14 protein-coding genes are annotated in these 16,117 nt (G+C 67.1%); 2 read left to right on the top strand and 12 right to left on the bottom strand.

Going from position 1 to position 16,117, the window contains the following annotated elements; genetic code table 11:
* Window positions 1-24: 24 nt before the first annotated feature.
* On the top strand, window positions 25-810 hold the full coding sequence (gene otsB, locus JW876_03750; protein MBN1884627.1) for a trehalose-phosphatase: 786 nt from the start codon (window positions 25-27) through the stop codon (window positions 808-810).
* A 4-nt stretch (window positions 811-814) separates the two neighbouring features.
* On the top strand, window positions 815-2,305 hold the full coding sequence (locus tag JW876_03745; GenBank protein ID MBN1884626.1) for a trehalose-6-phosphate synthase: 1,491 nt from the start codon (window positions 815-817) through the stop codon (window positions 2,303-2,305).
* A gap of 46 nt (window positions 2,306-2,351) precedes the next feature.
* Here JW876_03745 and JW876_03740 read toward each other — a convergent pair whose 3' ends face one another.
* Genes JW876_03740 through JW876_03685 form a run of 12 tightly spaced genes read right to left on the bottom strand, consistent with a single transcriptional unit; the run spans window position 2,352 to window position 16,068 of the window.
* Entirely contained in the window at window positions 2,352-3,572 is a 1,221-nt protein-coding gene (locus JW876_03740; GenBank protein MBN1884625.1) for a glycosyltransferase, read from the bottom strand.
* Window positions 3,569-4,711, bottom strand: coding sequence for a glycosyltransferase (locus tag JW876_03735; protein MBN1884624.1), 1,143 nt, complete (start codon window positions 4,709-4,711; stop codon window positions 3,569-3,571). Before JW876_03735 ends, JW876_03740 begins: the two co-directional genes overlap by 4 nt.
* A complete protein-coding gene (locus JW876_03730; GenBank protein MBN1884623.1) occupies window positions 4,701-7,313 on the bottom strand; it encodes a hypothetical protein in 2,613 nt (870 codons plus the stop codon). The genes JW876_03735 and JW876_03730 overlap by 11 nt, the downstream gene beginning before the upstream one ends.
* Window positions 7,314-7,339: 26 nt before the next feature.
* Complete coding sequence (locus JW876_03725; protein MBN1884622.1) at window positions 7,340-7,702, bottom strand: EamA family transporter; 363 nt, start codon at window positions 7,700-7,702, stop codon at window positions 7,340-7,342.
* Between the two features lie 22 nt (window positions 7,703-7,724).
* Window positions 7,725-8,402 (bottom strand): glycosyltransferase family 2 protein, encoded by a 678-nt coding sequence (locus JW876_03720; GenBank protein ID MBN1884621.1) that lies wholly within the window; start codon window positions 8,400-8,402, stop codon window positions 7,725-7,727.
* A 13-nt stretch (window positions 8,403-8,415) separates the two neighbouring features.
* Window positions 8,416-9,918 (bottom strand): polysaccharide biosynthesis C-terminal domain-containing protein, encoded by a 1,503-nt coding sequence (locus tag JW876_03715; protein ID MBN1884620.1) that lies wholly within the window; start codon window positions 9,916-9,918, stop codon window positions 8,416-8,418.
* Window positions 9,915-11,030, bottom strand: a complete 1,116-nt coding sequence (locus JW876_03710) for an alkaline phosphatase family protein (protein MBN1884619.1) — start codon at window positions 11,028-11,030, stop codon at window positions 9,915-9,917. Before JW876_03710 ends, JW876_03715 begins: the two co-directional genes overlap by 4 nt.
* 4 nt (window positions 11,031-11,034) lie before the next feature.
* A complete protein-coding gene (locus JW876_03705) occupies window positions 11,035-12,246 on the bottom strand; it encodes a hypothetical protein (GenBank protein ID MBN1884618.1) in 1,212 nt (403 codons plus the stop codon).
* Window positions 12,247-13,014 carry a CpsD/CapB family tyrosine-protein kinase gene (locus JW876_03700; protein ID MBN1884617.1) on the bottom strand — a complete coding sequence of 256 codons (768 nt, stop codon included), beginning with the start codon at window positions 13,012-13,014 and terminating at the stop codon, window positions 12,247-12,249.
* A 22-nt stretch (window positions 13,015-13,036) separates the two neighbouring features.
* A complete protein-coding gene (locus JW876_03695; GenBank protein MBN1884616.1) occupies window positions 13,037-13,894 on the bottom strand; it encodes an AAA family ATPase in 858 nt (285 codons plus the stop codon).
* A 7-nt stretch (window positions 13,895-13,901) separates the two neighbouring features.
* A complete protein-coding gene (locus tag JW876_03690; protein ID MBN1884615.1) occupies window positions 13,902-15,263 on the bottom strand; it encodes a hypothetical protein in 1,362 nt (453 codons plus the stop codon).
* 13 nt (window positions 15,264-15,276) lie between these two features.
* Window positions 15,277-16,068 carry a polysaccharide biosynthesis/export family protein gene (locus JW876_03685; protein MBN1884614.1) on the bottom strand — a complete coding sequence of 264 codons (792 nt, stop codon included), beginning with the start codon at window positions 16,066-16,068 and terminating at the stop codon, window positions 15,277-15,279.
* Between the last annotated feature and the right edge of the window lie 49 nt (window positions 16,069-16,117).

Below are 16,117 nucleotides of genomic sequence, written 5' to 3'. Positions count from 1 at the left end.
CCGCCAGCCGCGGGCGCCCATGATATGGATATCCTCGATCCCGCATTCGATCCCGACCGGTTCTTCGCGGAACTCGCCCGCGCGGACAGGCGGCTGCTGATGCTCGACTACGACGGCACCCTCGCTCCCTTCGTCGTCGACCGGGACCGCGCCGTTCCCTGGCCAGGCGTGACGGAACTGATCGACCGGCTTCTCGCCGCCGGGAGATGCCGCACCGTCGTCATCACGGGACGCGGCGTCGATTCGCTCGTGTCGCTCCTCGGCACCGGGCGCCGCCCGGAGGTGTGGGGAAGCCACGGATGGGAACGCCTGCTTGCCGACGGCAGGTACGAGCCGCCCTCGCTCGACGCCCGCGCGGCCGCCGGACTCGAGGAGGCGCTCGACGCGGCCGGGAAGGCGGGTTTCCGCGATCGCTGCGAGACGAAGCCCGCCGGTGTCGCGCTGCACTGGCGCGGCGCGCCCGACGAAACGATCGAACGACTGCAACGAGACGTGGAGCCTGCCTGGCGGCGGATCGCCGACCTGCGAGGCCTTTGTTTGCGCCCCTTCGACGGGGGAATCGAGATACGCCCGCCCGGACGCGACAAGGGAACCGCCGTCTCGACGCTCCTCGCCGAGAACCGTCAGGCGTTCGCCTGTTTTCTCGGGGACGACCTCACCGACGAGGACGCCTTCGAGGCGATACGGGGGCGCGGAACGGGCATCCTCGTCTCCCGGACGAACCGGCGGACGGCAGCGGCCGCGCGCATCACGCCGCCGGAGGGGCTTCTCGCATTCCTGGAACGATGGCTTCGTGAGACGGAAGGATGACGCCATGGGCGCCGACATCAAGCGGGTTGTGATGATATCGAACCGGCTCCCCTTCGTGCTGGAGCGCACCGGCACGGCATGGGTCGTCCACGAGGGTTCCGGGGGGCTCGTGACGGCCCTCGCCCCCGTGCTGCGGGACCGCGGCGGGATGTGGATCGGCTGGCCCGGGGCGCAGGGCAACGGGGAGATCGCGGCCATCGTCGAGGAAGCGTCCCGCAGCGCGGGCTACACGATGAAGACGGTCGACCTCACCAGCGAGGAGATCGACGGCTTCTACGCCGGCATGGCGAACCAGGTGATCTGGCCCCTGTTCCACGACCTGCAGTCGATGTGTGATTTCGATCCCGCGTACTGGGAGATCTACCGGGAAGTCAACCGGAAGTTCGCCGCGGCGATCGCCGAGCACACCCGCCAGAACGACTTCATCTGGGTGCACGACTACCACCTCTTCACCGTCGCCGAGGAACTCCGCGCACGCGGCGTCCGCTCCAGCCTCGGCTTCTTCCTGCACATCCCCTTCCCGCCCCTCGACATCTTCCTCAAGTTCCCCTGGCGGACCGAGCTCCTCCGCGCCGTCCTCGACTACGACCTCATCGGGTTCCAGACCCTCCGCGACCGCCGCAACTTCATCAACTGCGTCCGCTCGCTCGTCGACGGGGTCAGCGTCCGCGGCGCCGGCCAGGTGCAGGAGATCCGTTTCGGCAAGCACCGTATCCGCGTCGGGGCCTTTCCCATCGGGATCGACTATCGCGCCTTCGAGGGGATCGCCGATTCCCGGACGGTGGCCGACGAGGCGTGGTACATACACGAGTACATCCCGAACGGCAAGATCATCCTCGGTATCGACCGGCTCGATTACACGAAGGGGATCCCCCTGCGCCTGAAGGCGTTCGACCGGTTCCTCCAGTCGCATCCCGAGTTCCACCGGAAGGTCACGCTCGTCCAGGTCGTCGTTCCGAGCAGGCGCTCCATCCCGCGCTATCAGGAGCTGAAGATCGAGATCGAGCAGCTCGTGAGCGACATCAACGGCCGGTACACGAGCTCGGGCTGGGTCCCGATCCACTACATCCACCGTCCCCTCGAGAAGACGGAGCTTTTCGCGTATTACCGCACCGCGGAGATCGCCCTCATCACTCCCATCAAGGACGGGATGAACCTCGTCGCCAAGGAGTACTGCGCGGCCAGCATCGAGGGCAAGGGCGTCCTGATCCTCTCCGAATTCGCCGGCGCGGCCGCCCAGCTCCAGAAGGGGGCGATACTCGTCAATCCCTATCATATCGAGGAGGTCGCCGCCGCGATCCACCGTGCCTTCACCATGCCCGCCGACGAGCGGAAGGAACGGATGCAGCGGCTTCGCCTTGCAGTCCGTCGGTACGACATCTTCCGGTGGACGAACGCCTTCCTCGAGGCGGCGATCGGCCGCAACCTCGACAACTTCCCCCCGGTAGACGATTACATGCCGCGGGTCGACGTGTCGCGCCGGATCGGAAACTGACGAACCGGCCGCTCTGTCGACGCGGCGTCCGCGACCACCGGGAAAACTACGCGCGATCGCCGGGACGGTTCTCCGAGAGTCGGTCGAGCATCCGGTCGAGCCGTTCGGGATAATCGGCCATCGAGATCGTCCGCTCGGCCCAGTTCCTGGCGCCGAGGCCGATGCGCGCGGCGAGATCGCCGTCATCGAGCAACGAGACAACGGCCTCCGCCATCGCCGCCGGATCGTTTGCCTCGAGGTATTCCCGCCCCGGCACGAGTCCCATGCCGCCGACGCCGATCCCTGTGCTCACGACGGGCGTTCCCATCGCCGCCGCTTCCATCATCCGGATGCGCACCCCGCCGCCGAATCGGAGCGGCAAGACCATGAGCGCGCACGAGGCGAGATGCAAGCGGATATCGGGTACGCCCCCGGCGAACTCGACGCCCCCGCCGGCTTCGCGCCGCAGGTCGCCGTTTGCGTGGTGCCCCACGACGAGAAGACGCGCAGTCGGCCTCGTTCGCCGCACGATCGGCAGCACGTCCCGCGCGAAGAAGGAGAGGGCGTCGCGGTTGAAATCGGCGTCGAAGGAGCCGAGGAGAAGGATCGTGTCCGTCTCCCGCCGCCCACCGCCGGGGCGGAACCGGTCGAGATCCATCGCGAGCGGCAGCGGCAGGATCGTCGCGCCGCGCGTCTCGTCGAGTTCCTTGAGCGTCTCCGCGTCGCGCGGTGTGACGGTGACGATCCGCCGGTACCGGCGATACGCCTCCCGTTCGATGCGCTCGCGCCGTTCCGCCTCCCCCGGAGGCAACGTCGACAGCCCCCGGGCGATGCGTTCCTCGTGTACGCGGAAATCGATGTCATGGGTCAACAAGGCCTCGATCGGGGCGCCGGTCGTCCCCGCCAGCCGGTACAGGTGCCAGTAGGACGCGATGACGGCATCGATCGCCTCCACGCGTGCCGTCCTCCTGACGGCATCGAGGAACGCGGGAGGCGCCGCGTAGAGGGTCTGCCGCGGCACGCGGGCAAGCCGGCGCAGCGCGGCGTTGCGGACGCGGTAGGCTGCACGGTGGAGCGCGCTCCGGCGATTCGGCGCGAGGATCGCCCTGACGCGCACGCCAGTCTGGGCCGCATCCTCCACCTCGCGGAGCCCCGCCCGATCGAGCGCCATCGTGACGAGGAAGACCTCGTGGCCTTTTGCGAGTCCCCCGGCGAGGTTCATCATGAGCCGGTCGGTTCCCCGCCTGACGGGCCACGGAGCCCAGGAGAGGGCGAGCAGTATCTTCACGCGTCCCCCCCCTTCGTCGCATCGAGCAGTTCCCGGTAGACGGCGACGGTCTCGGCGACGAATCGCTCCAGCGTGAATCGCTCCTCGTATCGCCGCCTCGCCGCCGCCCCCATGCGCCGGCGGATGGCGGGGTCCGCGGCGAGCGCCGCGATCGCTCTTGCGATCGCGGCCGGGTCGCCCGGCGGCACGAGCAGGCCCGTCACGCCTTCCTCCACGAGCTCGGGGATGCCGAAGATGCCGCTCGCGACCACGGGAAGACCCGCCGCCATCGCCTCCACGATGACGTAGGGCGTCGCCTCGAGCTCGCTCGAGAGGACGAGGCAGTCCGCGTCGGCGAGAAGCGACGAAACGTCGGTTCGCTGCCCGAGGAAATGAACGCGTCCGGCGACACCCGCCGCCGCCGCGCGCGCGGAGAGTTTCTCGCGAGCTTCCCCGCTCCCGGCGACGAAGAGGTGCACATCTCCCGGCAGCAGGCCGAGGGCGTCGATCGCGTGTCGATGTCCCTTCCGCTCCTCGAGCGCCCCCACGGCGATGAGAACGAAGGCGCTCGACCCGATCCCCGTTTGCTTTCTCAAGCCCGCCGGCGACACGGGGCCCGGATCGGGGACGCCGATGCGAACGACGCGCACCCGGGCGGGATCGACGCGATGGATCCGCGCGAGGTGGCCCCGGTTGTCCTCGCTCACCGTGAGGACGCGTTCGATGAAGCGGCCCCCGATGCCCCGGAGCAGGCGCGCCCTGGCGAAGGAGGGCACCATCGGCAGGTGCTCGGTCGAGACGACGTGACGCGCGCCCGAGAGCCGGCCGACCGGGGCGACGAGACCGCAGGCGGCGTTGAACGGTCCGGGCAGGTTGAGATGGAGGATCGCCGGGCAAAGCCGCCTTGTCAGCCGGCGGAACGCGGAGAGACCGCGCGCGGAATCGACCGGCCCCGTCTCGTGCACGGCCACGCCCGCTTGTTCGGCGTCGCGCCGGAGAGCGTCGAGCCGCCCCCTCGAGGCGATGACGAGCGCGGGATCGAAGCGGGCCCGGTCGAGTCCCCCGGCAAGGAGCGACAGGTAGCGTTCCGCGCCGCCGGCATAGGGCGCATCGGAGAAGAGGAGGATCGTCGACCGATCCGCCGGCGACTCAGGGAGCATCGGCTTCTCCCCCCTCGATCCCGCCTTCCAACCCGACGACGATCGCACCGACGACAGCGCCGTGGAAGGAGTCCTCGCTCCGCAGGTAGTCTGCGATCGTCCGGTTGTCCATGTAGGGCACCCGCCTCACGGTCACCCGCATCGTCCACTCTCCCGCCGCCATCGACGAAGGGAGGAACACGGCGAATGCCTCGCGGTAGGCGGGACTCCCCGTCTCCCATCCGTCCGGCCGGAGGCCGGCCGCCCCGACGAGTCCGGAAAAGGTCGCGCGGCGAAAACGACCGTCACGCCGCTCGACGATCCGCCGGTACTGCTTTCCGTACCATGGACGATGCCACGTCCCCCGCGACTCGGGGGCGTCGAGCCGGAGCGTCCAGGCGATCGGCAAACCGAAGAACACGGGCTCTCCGATCGACCAGAGGAAGGTTCCCCGCAGGGTGTCCCCGGGGGCGACCGTCGACCGCTCCAGGCAGATACCCTCGAGACGGATCGTCTCGCCGACCGCCGCCGCCCCGCCCCGGACGCTTCCCTCGGGACACGCATCGCCGCGATCGGCGCGAAGGACGCTCGCCGAGTCGGCGGCGGAGAGCCCGCCGTCCAGACGCAGGTCGAAGAGGACGAGTCCGTTTCGCCGGTCGATCTCGTCGAACAGGGCGCATCGGCGCATCTTCTCGAGCACGGGGCCGGCGCCGGTCGCCGGCATCGTGCCGAAGAAATCGGCCGGCATCCCCGTATCGAGGAGGAGGAGATCCGCGCCGGTCGCGCGAAGCCAGGGCACGCTCGCCGCGATCGGCACGAAGGGCGAGAACAGGTCCCGCGTCTCGCGTAAACGGGTTGCCGCCGCCGTGTCGGCCGGCGAACCGTGCTGCCCGTCGATCGTCGCGACGAAGAGATCGGTGTAGGCCGATATCAGGTACGATGTCCTCGGATCGGAGATGACGACGGAGCCCGGCCGGCCGTGACCGCGCAGGAGATCCGCGATTTGCTCCCCGGCCGCCGGCGTTTCCGATGCCTTAGGCATCTCCCGGACCGCGGAGACCGCGTCCTTCAGGCCGAACCTGAGCGGGACAGCGGCGAAGAAAACGAGCGCCGCGAGGGCGGCGACCCGCCCGGCGATCCGTCCCGATCCGCTTTTCCCCCGCGTTCCGGCCAGGACGATCCCCGCGAGCCGTGCGAGAACGATCGCCAGCATGCACATCACCGGCGCCGCGTAGAGGATACGGTAGTGGAGATACCCGAGGATCCTCTCGAGAAGGGTCGCCGTCGGGGGAAAGAGGACGAAGATCACCGGCGGCCAGAAGAGGGCCGACGCGAGAGAGACGTTTTTCCGGGAGGTGAAGGGCGGCGCGAGGAAGATCGCCCCGGCGACGACGAAGAAGAAGACTGCGTGCATCCGGGACAAAAGCTCGACCGGATCGAGGACGACGAGACCGCCGCCGAGCAGGAGCATGCCCTGCATGTGCGCATGGATCTCGTTGCCGAAAGAAAAGGTCCGTATCAGCCGGACCGCCGTCGCAACCGACGCTGCGAGGAGAAGGACGGCCGCGGTCTCGACGACCCGCCGCCTCGCCCCTCCCCCGCCGCCGCGCCGCAGTGCGTGCACGGCGAGTCCGAGAAGGAACATCCCGAGCAGCGGGGCGAAGATCAGGTGGACTGCGCACCCGGCGACGGAAACGAATGCCGCCGCGGCGAGGCGACGGCGGTCGCCGCCCCGGAGGAACAGGATCGCGTTTCCGGCCGCGCCCCAGAGCATCGCCTGCGCGACATTGCGGCTGAATGCCGCCTTCGTGAGCCAGACGAACCCCTCGCCGCGATAGAAGACGAGGAAGAAGACCGCGGCAAGCAACGAGAGGAGCGCCGATCCAGTGACGGCGCGCGCGAAGAAGAGGAAGAGGATCAGGTGGCATGCCGCGAGCGCCGCAGGAGCTGCCCGCCAGAGCAGGACGGGATCGGCGTCGGCCTGCTTTGCCCAGATCGCCATCGCGCCGTGCCAGAGCCCCTTCCGGGCGTCGGGAACGACGCCGTCCCCCTCGCGAAAGAAGGAATCCCCGGGAAAGGGATTTCCCGTCTCGATGGCGCGGCGAACGAAGGAGACATGATCGGGACCGTCGCTTCCCGCGCCGAGTTCCCCCGTTCCCTGGAAGAAAACGGCGCACGCCGCGAAGATCAGCGCGACGAGGAGAAACCTTGCGGACCGTTCCCCGCTCCCCAGACGATCCCCGCCGGCGAAGACGCCGACGAGCTCCGTCGCCGTTCCGCGCCGCCGATCGCTCGATCGGCGGTCGAGCAGCAGCAAACAGAGCGTGGCGCCCGAAGCGGCGACGGCGAGAACGCCGAATCCGACACCGGGGATGAACCCGGCGAGCGCGATCGTCGCCGGAACGGCCAGTCCGAACGACATGGCCGTCCCCATACCGTCGAGCGAAAAAACCGACCTGCGGAAGATCAGGCGGTGGAGAAGGATCCCCGGCAGCACGACGAGCGCGTAGAAGGCGAGGAGCACGCCGACCCATCCGGGACCGGGCAGGATCCGCAGCCCGGTCAGCGCCGAGATCCCCAGCAGTACCGCGTTGACGAGGGGAAAGACCGGCCTGCTCTTCACGGCGTCATCCTCCCGGTGCGCGTGTGTCAGGTCCGGCTGACGAGATAGACTCCGACGCAGATGACGAGCACGCCGATGAAACGCTGGTAGGAGAAGGTCTCGTTCAGCAGGACCGGCCCGACGAGAACGGTGATCACGTACGAGAGGCTCACCATGGGAAAGGCCCAGCCGAGTTCCGTCCGGGACAGGATGATGATCCAGAGCACGGCGCTGATCGCGTACGTGCCGAATCCCCCGAGGACGAAGGGGGACACGACGACGCGTCCGAAGGAATCGACGAGGTTGTGCAGATCGATCTTGCCGATCCTGTTGATGCCCGCCTTCATCAGGAACTGCCCCGTCGTGTTCAGACAAACGGTCAGCACGATGAGGAGGAGGTTCTTGAACATCCGATCTCCTTTACGGGACGGATCACCGGGGGGTGAACCTCAGCTTGACGAGATAGCACAGGTTGAGGAGCCCGTCGCGCCACTTGTCGAGCTTCACCTCGCCGATACGCGGATGGTAATTGACGTGGTATTCGTCGAATCGGAGCCGCGGGTGCCGGATGGCGGCGATCTTGATCTCCTCGGAGAAGGGCATCCCGTCGCTCTTCACACGCAGTTCGGGATAGATCGGGCTCCGGTAGATCCACATCCCCGACTGCGAATCGCGGATCGGCCGCAAAAAGAGCAGCGCCGTCCCGGCGGTGAGGATCCAGTTCCCCGCCTGGTTCGAGGAGTTCATCGCCGAAGGGTCCTTCAGCGGGAAACGGGAGGCCGAGACGAAATCGAGCTCCCGATCGAGGAGATGGTCGATGCATTCCTCGATCTGCTCGACCGGGTAGGTGCCGTCGCCGTCCATCGTGACCGTTATGTCACCGGTAACGGTCGGCAATCCCGCCTTGTAGGCGGCCCCGTAGCCCTTCCGGGCCTCGAAGACGACCCGCGCGCCGAGTTCTCTGGCGACGGCCGCCGTGCGGTCCGTCGAGTTGTTGTCGACGACGACGACCTCGTCGATCGACGGCGGCAGCGACGCGATGACGCGCGCCACGCCTTCCTCTTCGTTGTAGCAGGGGATGACGACTGAAATGGTCTTGTCGCGATACATGTCCTGTCCTCGTCTAGAAGAGTGCGATCAAACGTCCCTTGAACGGTATGGGCAGCCTGGCGATCATCTCCTTCTCCCTCGCCCCGATGACCCGCATCGCCCTGAACCCCGCATAGAGCAGCACGATTCCGGCGAGCGCCTGGATCGCGAGCGCGGGAACCGAGTGCCAGCGGGACGAGGTCAGCGCGATGAGGGCCGTCGGCAGGCACGCCGCGTAGCAGCGGAGCACGAACCCGAACGGGATCCGGATATCGGGCCTGACCCGCTTGACGACGACGCCGAATACGGCCACGCTGAGCGCGAGCACGAGCGCGACCGAGAGCAGGGCGCCGTCGATCCCGATCCTCGGAATGAACACGAGATCGAGACCGATGTTCACCGCGGCGAGCATGGCGAAGGTCAGCATGTTAAGCCAGCTTTTCTCCATCACATACAGGGCCATGCTGAGCGGAGTATAGAGAAAGGAGTATGAAAAGACAACGAAAAACAGTTGCGTTACCTGCGCGGCCGGAGCCATCGCCTCGCCGAAGAGGAAGGGCACGAGCGGTCTCGACAGGGCGAATCCGAGCGCGGCGACCGGCATGACGAGAATGTACAGCAACCGGTAGTAGAGATCGATCGACCCGGCGAGACGGTTGCGGTCTTTCGCATAGGCCTCGGTGACGCCGGCCATGACGATCGGCCAGATCGAGAGGGGCACGAACTCGAGAAACTGCTGGGTCGTCCGGTAGGCGAGCCCGAAATACCCCGCCGCCTCGACGCCGGCGAAATGCCCGAGGAAGAGGACCTCGGAGTGGCGCCATACGATCTCGTTGAGGAGCCCCGTCGCCACGAAGGGGAGCGAGAAGGCGAAGATCCGCCCGACGCGGGGCGCCTCCCCCCCGGCCTCCGGCGCCGAGCAAACGAGCGAGAAGACCTGCCTGGCGAGCAGGACGCTCATCGCCAGGTTGACGATGGCGCCGGCGAACAGAACGCCGACGATGCCCGTCCCCGACTTGAGGAACAAGACGAGCAATATCACGTATGCTATATTACCTGCTACGGTTACAATCGCAAGCCTGCGCGTCTCGTACCATGACTGGAGCGCCGAGGTCACGAGGCGGAGCATCACCTCGAAGATGACGACCCCGATCGCGACGAGGAGGAGACCGGTGAAACCCTCCCCCGGCGCGCCGACGAGCCGCCCCACCCGGTCGCCGACGAGCCGCGAGACGCCGAGAAGCGCGCCCCAGACGACCGCCTGCGCGAGCAAAACGAACCGGAATCTCGCCATGAAGCGCCCCGCGCCTCCCGTGACCCGGAGCTGCGGCAGGAACCGGAGCAGCGCGTTGCCGCCCCCCGCCGTCACGACGATGAGGGCGAGTGACGAGATCGTCCGCAGGATGCTCAGGATCCCCCAGTCGGTCTCGCCCAGGGAACGGACGATCACCACGTATGCGATCGGCCCGGCCGCGAACCGCGCGACCCTGGCGAGAACGCTCCACGTCATCGCCCTGCCGACGCGCTCCACGCTCATGCCGCTCCCCCCGCGGCGAAGCCCGGCAAAACGAGCGATGCGACGTCCGTGATCGATCGGCACCCGTCGGCCAGCTCGCTCGAGAGCATCAGGCTGTCCATGCACGGCGCGGCGGGATGATAGCCGTGCATCCCCGCGGGAGCCGTGCGCCCCATGAAGCTCGGCTCGATCACCGTCCCCGTCTCGACGACGAAGATGAGATCGCCGAAACGGCCGTCTTCGAAGCGGACGCCGAGCAGGCGCTGCTCCGCCTCGTCGAGGATCCGCCCGCACCCGAGTTCCCCGAGGAGTTGCTCGAGCCCGCTTCGCACGCGGGCGTCGCGCACCCGGAAGCGGGCCATCGTCGCGTCGTAGAACGGAACGACATCGCGGGGAACCCGGAGTCCGAGCGCTTCGACCCGGGCGATGAGATCCACCGTCCGCTCGACGTCGCACATCCCGTGATCGCCGAGAACGATCATCCGGTCGCATTTCGACACGATCCGCCCGAGCCGCTTTTCGTACAGGCGGAGCCGCTTCGCCGTCTCCTCGTGCCCCGTGCCGAATCGATGCAGCACCGCGTCGAGCCCCGCCGTGTAGAGCAGGTGGAAATCGTGCCGTCCCGCGTCGAGCGCCTGGTCGAGGTCGTCGAAGGCCTCGAGCTCGGGACACCGGTAGTCCCGCACGAAGCAGCGGTCCCCGCGCTCGATCGCCCGATCGATCACGGTCGGCGTCCCCTGCCCTCCTCCCGGCTCGAAGAGGGGCCGGCGCGCGGGGAGATCGAGGCAGCCGAGGACGCGCTTCGGCACGTCGTAGAGGCTGTAGTACGCGCCGACGCGATCGAGTGCGCCGAGCTTCCACCTGACGAGGCGGCGGACGATGCGCCGCCGCGTGCCGAGAGCGTCCGGGAAACACCGCAGGAACCGGAACGGTGAACGATCGTCGAAGGCGTACATCATCCAGAGCCCGTGTCGATCGGGCCGGACGCCGGTGAGTATCGAGGTGAGCGCCGCCTGGCTGAAACCGAGCACGCTCTCGAGCCGCCGCCCGTGCGCCAGTCCGGCGACCGCGAACCCGTGGGTTCGGGCCAACTCGGCGCCGAGCGCGTCGATGATCACGACGACCGTCCTCATCGGTCTATCCCTCCTCGCGGTCGAAGACCAGCCGGTGCCAGTGCCGGGTGACGAGGCGGGCCGCCTCCTCCCACGATCCGGCGCCGAATGGAAAACCGCCGGGCGCCCCCCCGACCGTCGCGTTTTTGCCGCCGGCGACCCGGGCGTCGAGGATGGAGAGGGCCGAGAGCCGGATGAACGCTTCCGGGTCGACGGTGAGCATGCGCCCCCTGAGCGCCCCCGCGGCGCGGAGCCCGTCCGTCGTGCCGAGTCCGCGGAGCAGGGCCGCCCAACGCCGCGCGTTCGTGAGACGTCGCGCCCGGAGGCTGTTCTCCTCGATCATGAGGCCGACGTCCGTCTTCTCCCCCTCGACGGGGTCGCGACCGGCGACGGAGGCGGCCGCCCGCCGCCAGAATCGAAGGAGATCCGCCGCGGCACGGTCCCACAGTTCTTCGTCTCCCGTGTCGCCGATCGCCTCCCGCGCGATCCCGCGTCCCGGCTCGATCTTGAAGCGCGTCCAGCGCTCGACCGGCTCCCGCAATTCCTTCCACGCGACTTTCCCGCCGGCGATCTCCCCGAACCGGGTTGAACGCTCCGCATACCCCGGCACGTACCGTCCCGCGAGACACAGGGCGGCCGTTGCGATGTCGGTGTAGACGCGGCAGAGCGCGTAGAGGAAACGCCAGCGGTCGACGCCCGTCGATTCCCCGAGCACGTGCGCGGCGAACAGGGGCGGCACGCGGTTCTCGACGAGCCTGAGCCCCTCGCGGCCGCCGATCCGCGCCGGATCGCGGTCGGGAATCCCCTCGAGGAGTTCCGGCGGACCGAGGAGGACCCGCCCCCGCTCGCGCAGATCGTAGATGCCGGGGGAATGCGGAAGCGCCGAGATCTCGTCCGCGAGGAGCACGCCGACGTCGACGCGTCCGGCGAACCGCACCTCGGGCAACAAGGCCTCGCAGGCCTCCCCGATCGATCGTTTCCGGGACAGGATCGAGCGATGGGTGTCGAGATCGCGCACGACGGCCACCAGGTCGACGTCGGAGAGAAGGATCGCGTCGCCGGCGTCCTCGACGAGACTCTCCTCGCCCGTGGCGAATGAACCGCAGACGAAGCAGCCCGCAAGCCGGCCTTCCCCCGCTTCCCGGGCGACGAGATCCGCGCACGATTCGAGGAACCGGTCGATCCCGATCCGGCGCGAAACGGATCCTTCCGCCGTCGGACCGGTATCGCTGGACATCTATACCCGCCTGTAGATGAACTCGGGGATGTGGTACTGCTTCCGGTTGAGTACGGTGCCGATGAAAGAGCCGTCGAGTTTCTCCACCATCTGCACCGCGCGCTTGATGACCTCTCGCTTCGTGCTCCCCGCCTGCACGACGAGGACGACGGCGTCGGCCGACGAGGCGATGATGGGCGTCTCGGGCGCCTCGAGCACGGCGGAGGAATCGATGAGGACGTAGTCGTAGATCTCGCCGGACTCCTTGACGAATCGCCGCATGATCTCGGAATTGAAGCGGGACTGGATCATTTCCGCGCTGACGCTGCTTCCCGCCGTGACGATATCGAGCGCGTCGGCGTCCACCGACGTCGTCACCTGTTCGAGGGTGGCCGAGCCTGAAAGGAAATCGACGATCCCCCGTTCGTTATCGATGCCGAACAGCCTGTGCAGGGTGGGATGATGAACCGCGCAATCGACGAGGAGCACTCGCTCGGTCTCGCCGAGGGAAAGCATCCGCGCGAGAAAGGAGACGATCGTCGTCGTCCCCTCCCCGGCCACGGAACTGGTGAAGAGGATCACGCGCGACTCGCGGTTCCGCATCTCCGAATCGATCGAGTTGCGGAGGTTCTGCAGGGATCGGCGGAACTGCTCGTCGAGGCCCCGCAGGAAGACGTGCTCTCCCGCCTCGGCGGAAGCCGGCCGCGAGGGAGCGGGCCGTTTCCGCGGGCGCGGCGGCTTCACCCGTTCGCGTTCGGCCTTTCGCAGCGCGTCGAAGATTCTGCTCACGCGTCGCCCCTTTCCCTCTTCGTCAGCCAGGATACGCGCGTGGCCCGACGCGCCGTTCAGGGGATGCCGCCTCGCGGGACTCCAGGTCCCGCACGCCCTCGCGGACGATGCGCCCGTCGATCGTCTTCGTGTTCGACACGTAGCCGATCAGGAGCGCGCGATCGCAGAGGATGTTGATCAGCCGCGGGGTCCCCCCAGAATAGTGGAATATCTCCGCGAGGGAATCGTCGGTGAAGTGCGGACCGCCGTCTCCGCCGCGGGCGATCTCGAGCCGCGTCTTCACGTAGGAGACGACCTCCTCGTGATCGAGCATGGAGATCCTGCAGATCCCCGGTATCCGCTGCCTGAGCTGTCGCATCTCGCTCATGTTGAGGATCGCCTCGAGCTCCGGCTGCCCGACGAGCATGATCTGCAGGAGCTTGCGGTCCCGCGTCTCGAGATTCGAGAGCATCCGGAGCTCCTCGAGCACGTCCGGGCTGAGATTCTGCGCCTCGTCGATGATCAGCACCGTGTTCCGGTTCCGCTCGTACTGGGATATCAGGAATTCATTGAGCGCGAGGAGCGTCTGGGCCTTGTTCATCCCCTCGACATCGAGCCCGTAGTCGCGGCAGATCAGGTAGAGGAGCTGATCGAAGGGGAACTTCGTGGTGAAGACGAAGGCGACCTCCAGCGATGGCTGGAAGAGATCGATGAACGCGTTGACGACGGTCGTCTTGCCGACGCCGACCTCCCCGGTGAGGGCGATGAAGCCCTTCTTCTGGAAGATCCCGTAGGTGATGTACGCGAGCGCCTCCCGGTGGCTCCGGCTCCGGTAGAGGAACCGGGGATCCGGCGTCACGTTGAAGGGGAGCTCCCTGAAACCGTAGAAATCCTCGTACATCGTCTTCTCACCGCTTCGTGTCCGGGAAAGAGGCGAGCACGTTCATCTGCAGCACGTCCTCCGCCTCCGAGACGTTCTTGATCGAGTGGTCGAGGTTGTCGATGAAGAATGCGAACCCGAGCGCGATCACCAGGCTGAAAAGTGGGCCGAGCGCGATCCGGACGTAGTCCCGCGTCTTTCGGGCGTGCGCCGAATCGGCGGGATTCAGGATCGTCACGTTCCACTCCGGGTTGCTCGCGATCGAGATCCGCGAATTGATATGCTGCTCGACGAGCGCCTCGTACGAATCGATCGCGTTCTGGAGGGACGTCTCGATCCGCTGGAGCTCGACCTCCTGCGCGGGAAATTCCTCGTTCTCGCTCTCCAACCTGGCGATGTCACTTCTCAGGCTCCGTTCGCGGTCCCTGACGACGGAGAGCCGGCTCCGGTTGACGAAGAGAAGGGCATCGATCTCCTTCGACAAAAGACCGTGCATGTCGTCGATCTGGGCGCGGATGTTCACGAGCTCCTTGTTGGAATCGGTGTATCGCGCCGCGAGATCCGATTCCTGCATCTTCAGGTCGATGAGCCGTCGCCGGAGATTCTCGACGACGCCCTCGCGCTGGCCGGGTTCGAGCAGCCCCGTGGAGATCGCCGAAAGCTCGGCGACGTCGGCCTGTTCGAGGGTCTCGAGCGTCTCGAGAATCGATTCACGCTCCCGCCGCTCCTGCACGATGTCGCCGAGTTCGTTCCGCAGCGTCCAGAGCTGCTGAAGCGCGTCCGTGCGCTGCCTGTTGAGATCGATGATCCCCCACTCGCTTTCGACCCGCTGCTTCCTCTCCCGCCAGTACTCGATCTCCTCCATGAGGATCTGCTTCTCGTTCGCGAAGAAATCCTCCATCTCCGGCGGCGTGCGGACCTGCTGGTAGTAGTCCCGGTAGGCGTTGACCATCGCGTTCACCGCGACGCGGCAGAAGACCGGGTCCCGCGACGTGTAGGTCACCCAGATCACGTTCGATGTCGAGACGACGTCCGAATTGACGTTGTTGACGTTTATTTGCTCGTCGGTCTCGTATCCCTCGGGGACGAATCGATGGAGGATCTCCTGGGCGCGGTCGACCACGACCTGCGATTTCACCATCTCGATCTGGGACGCGATCTCCTCTTCCCAGGTCAGCGTGCGGACGTAGGGATTGAACACGCCCATCGCCTCGCCGCGCTTGACGAGGATCCGCGCCATGGACTCGTAGACGGCGGGTTCCCTCGTATTCATGACGAGGACGAGGACGGTCGACACGAGGACGATCCCGACGATGATCCATTTCCGCCTGAAGATCACCTCGAGGAAATCCTTGACGGTCGATTCCTTCTTCTTGAATTCCTGCTCCATGGATCCGCCCGGCCTACCGCTGCCCCGTCCTCTTGTAGAAGTCGTACAGCGCACGCTGGTTGAAGACCTGCCAGCCCTTGATGTAGATATCCCCCGGCCTGCCAAGGATGGTATAGAGGGATTCGACGAACTCCGACGCCTTCGCGATCCGGGATTTCGGCACGAAGATGATGTCGTACGGCTGGATCGGTATGTCGTATTCGAAATGATTCCCGTCGGTAAGCGCCTCGACATCGATCTGGATGCCGGCCACCCGGTCGGGAGCGACGCGCCTGATGACGAGCACGCCGTTCCGCTTTCCCCGGTCGCCCGGTCCGCTGGCCAGCGCCAGGGCGTTCATCAGGGTCATCCCCCGCCGCCAGGCGTATCCGCCGGCTGAGCCGACCGCGCCCATCACGTAGACGACCGGCTCCTGGAACTCCCTGACCATGACGGAGATCTCGGGATCGCGGACGATTTCCGAGAACCTGTCGGTGAGGATGCTGTCGATTTCGGACGCGGTGAGCCCGGCCGCCTGGATCTCGCCCGCGTACGGGTAGGAGATCCGCCCGTCCGGACGGACCCTGATATCCTGCCTGGAGAGGTCGCGGTTGTAGAGGAAGAAGATGTCGAGCACGTCGCCGTGGGAGACGCGATAGGCGCCGCCGGATGCGGAAGCCGCCCCGGGAAGCCTCGCGAGGTCGAGCTCGCCGTGCTCCACCTCGCCGCCCCCCTGCATGATCAGCCTGTTCCCTCCGCCGCAGCCCGCTGCCGATACGGCGAGAACCAGAGCGAGAGCCATTATGAATCGCGGATACAGCGCCATCGTCCTTCCGTCTTCGTTCCGCCCGGCAGCCGGGATCCATCCCCGTATT

The organism is Candidatus Krumholzibacteriota bacterium (assembly GCA_016931295.1).
Taxonomy (GTDB): domain Bacteria; phylum Krumholzibacteriota; class Krumholzibacteriia; order Krumholzibacteriales; family Krumholzibacteriaceae; genus JAFGEZ01.
Note: the sequence above shows the minus strand (reverse complement) of the source record. Positions and strands in the feature narration are given on the sequence as shown.

Bases quoted from the DNA above. Each gene is read 5' to 3' on its own strand.
- JW876_03710 (MBN1884619.1), bottom strand. From the start codon at position 11,030: ATGAGGACGGTCGTCGTGATCATCGACGCGCTCGGCGCCGAGTTGGCC.
- JW876_03695 (MBN1884616.1), bottom strand. From the start codon at position 13,894: ATGTACGAGGATTTCTACGGTTTCAGGGAGCTCCCCTTCAACGTGACG.
- JW876_03745 (MBN1884626.1), top strand. From the start codon at position 815: ATGGGCGCCGACATCAAGCGGGTTGTGATGATATCGAACCGGCTCCCC.
- JW876_03690 (MBN1884615.1), bottom strand. From the start codon at position 15,263: ATGGAGCAGGAATTCAAGAAGAAGGAATCGACCGTCAAGGATTTCCTC.
- JW876_03685 (MBN1884614.1), bottom strand. From the start codon at position 16,068: ATGGCGCTGTATCCGCGATTCATAATGGCTCTCGCTCTGGTTCTCGCC.
- JW876_03720 (MBN1884621.1), bottom strand. From the start codon at position 8,402: ATGTATCGCGACAAGACCATTTCAGTCGTCATCCCCTGCTACAACGAA.
- JW876_03725 (MBN1884622.1), bottom strand. From the start codon at position 7,702: ATGTTCAAGAACCTCCTCCTCATCGTGCTGACCGTTTGTCTGAACACG.
- otsB (MBN1884627.1), top strand. From the start codon at position 25: ATGGATATCCTCGATCCCGCATTCGATCCCGACCGGTTCTTCGCGGAA.
- JW876_03735 (MBN1884624.1), bottom strand. From the start codon at position 4,711: ATGCTCCCTGAGTCGCCGGCGGATCGGTCGACGATCCTCCTCTTCTCC.
- JW876_03715 (MBN1884620.1), bottom strand. From the start codon at position 9,918: ATGAGCGTGGAGCGCGTCGGCAGGGCGATGACGTGGAGCGTTCTCGCC.
- JW876_03705 (MBN1884618.1), bottom strand. From the start codon at position 12,246: ATGTCCAGCGATACCGGTCCGACGGCGGAAGGATCCGTTTCGCGCCGG.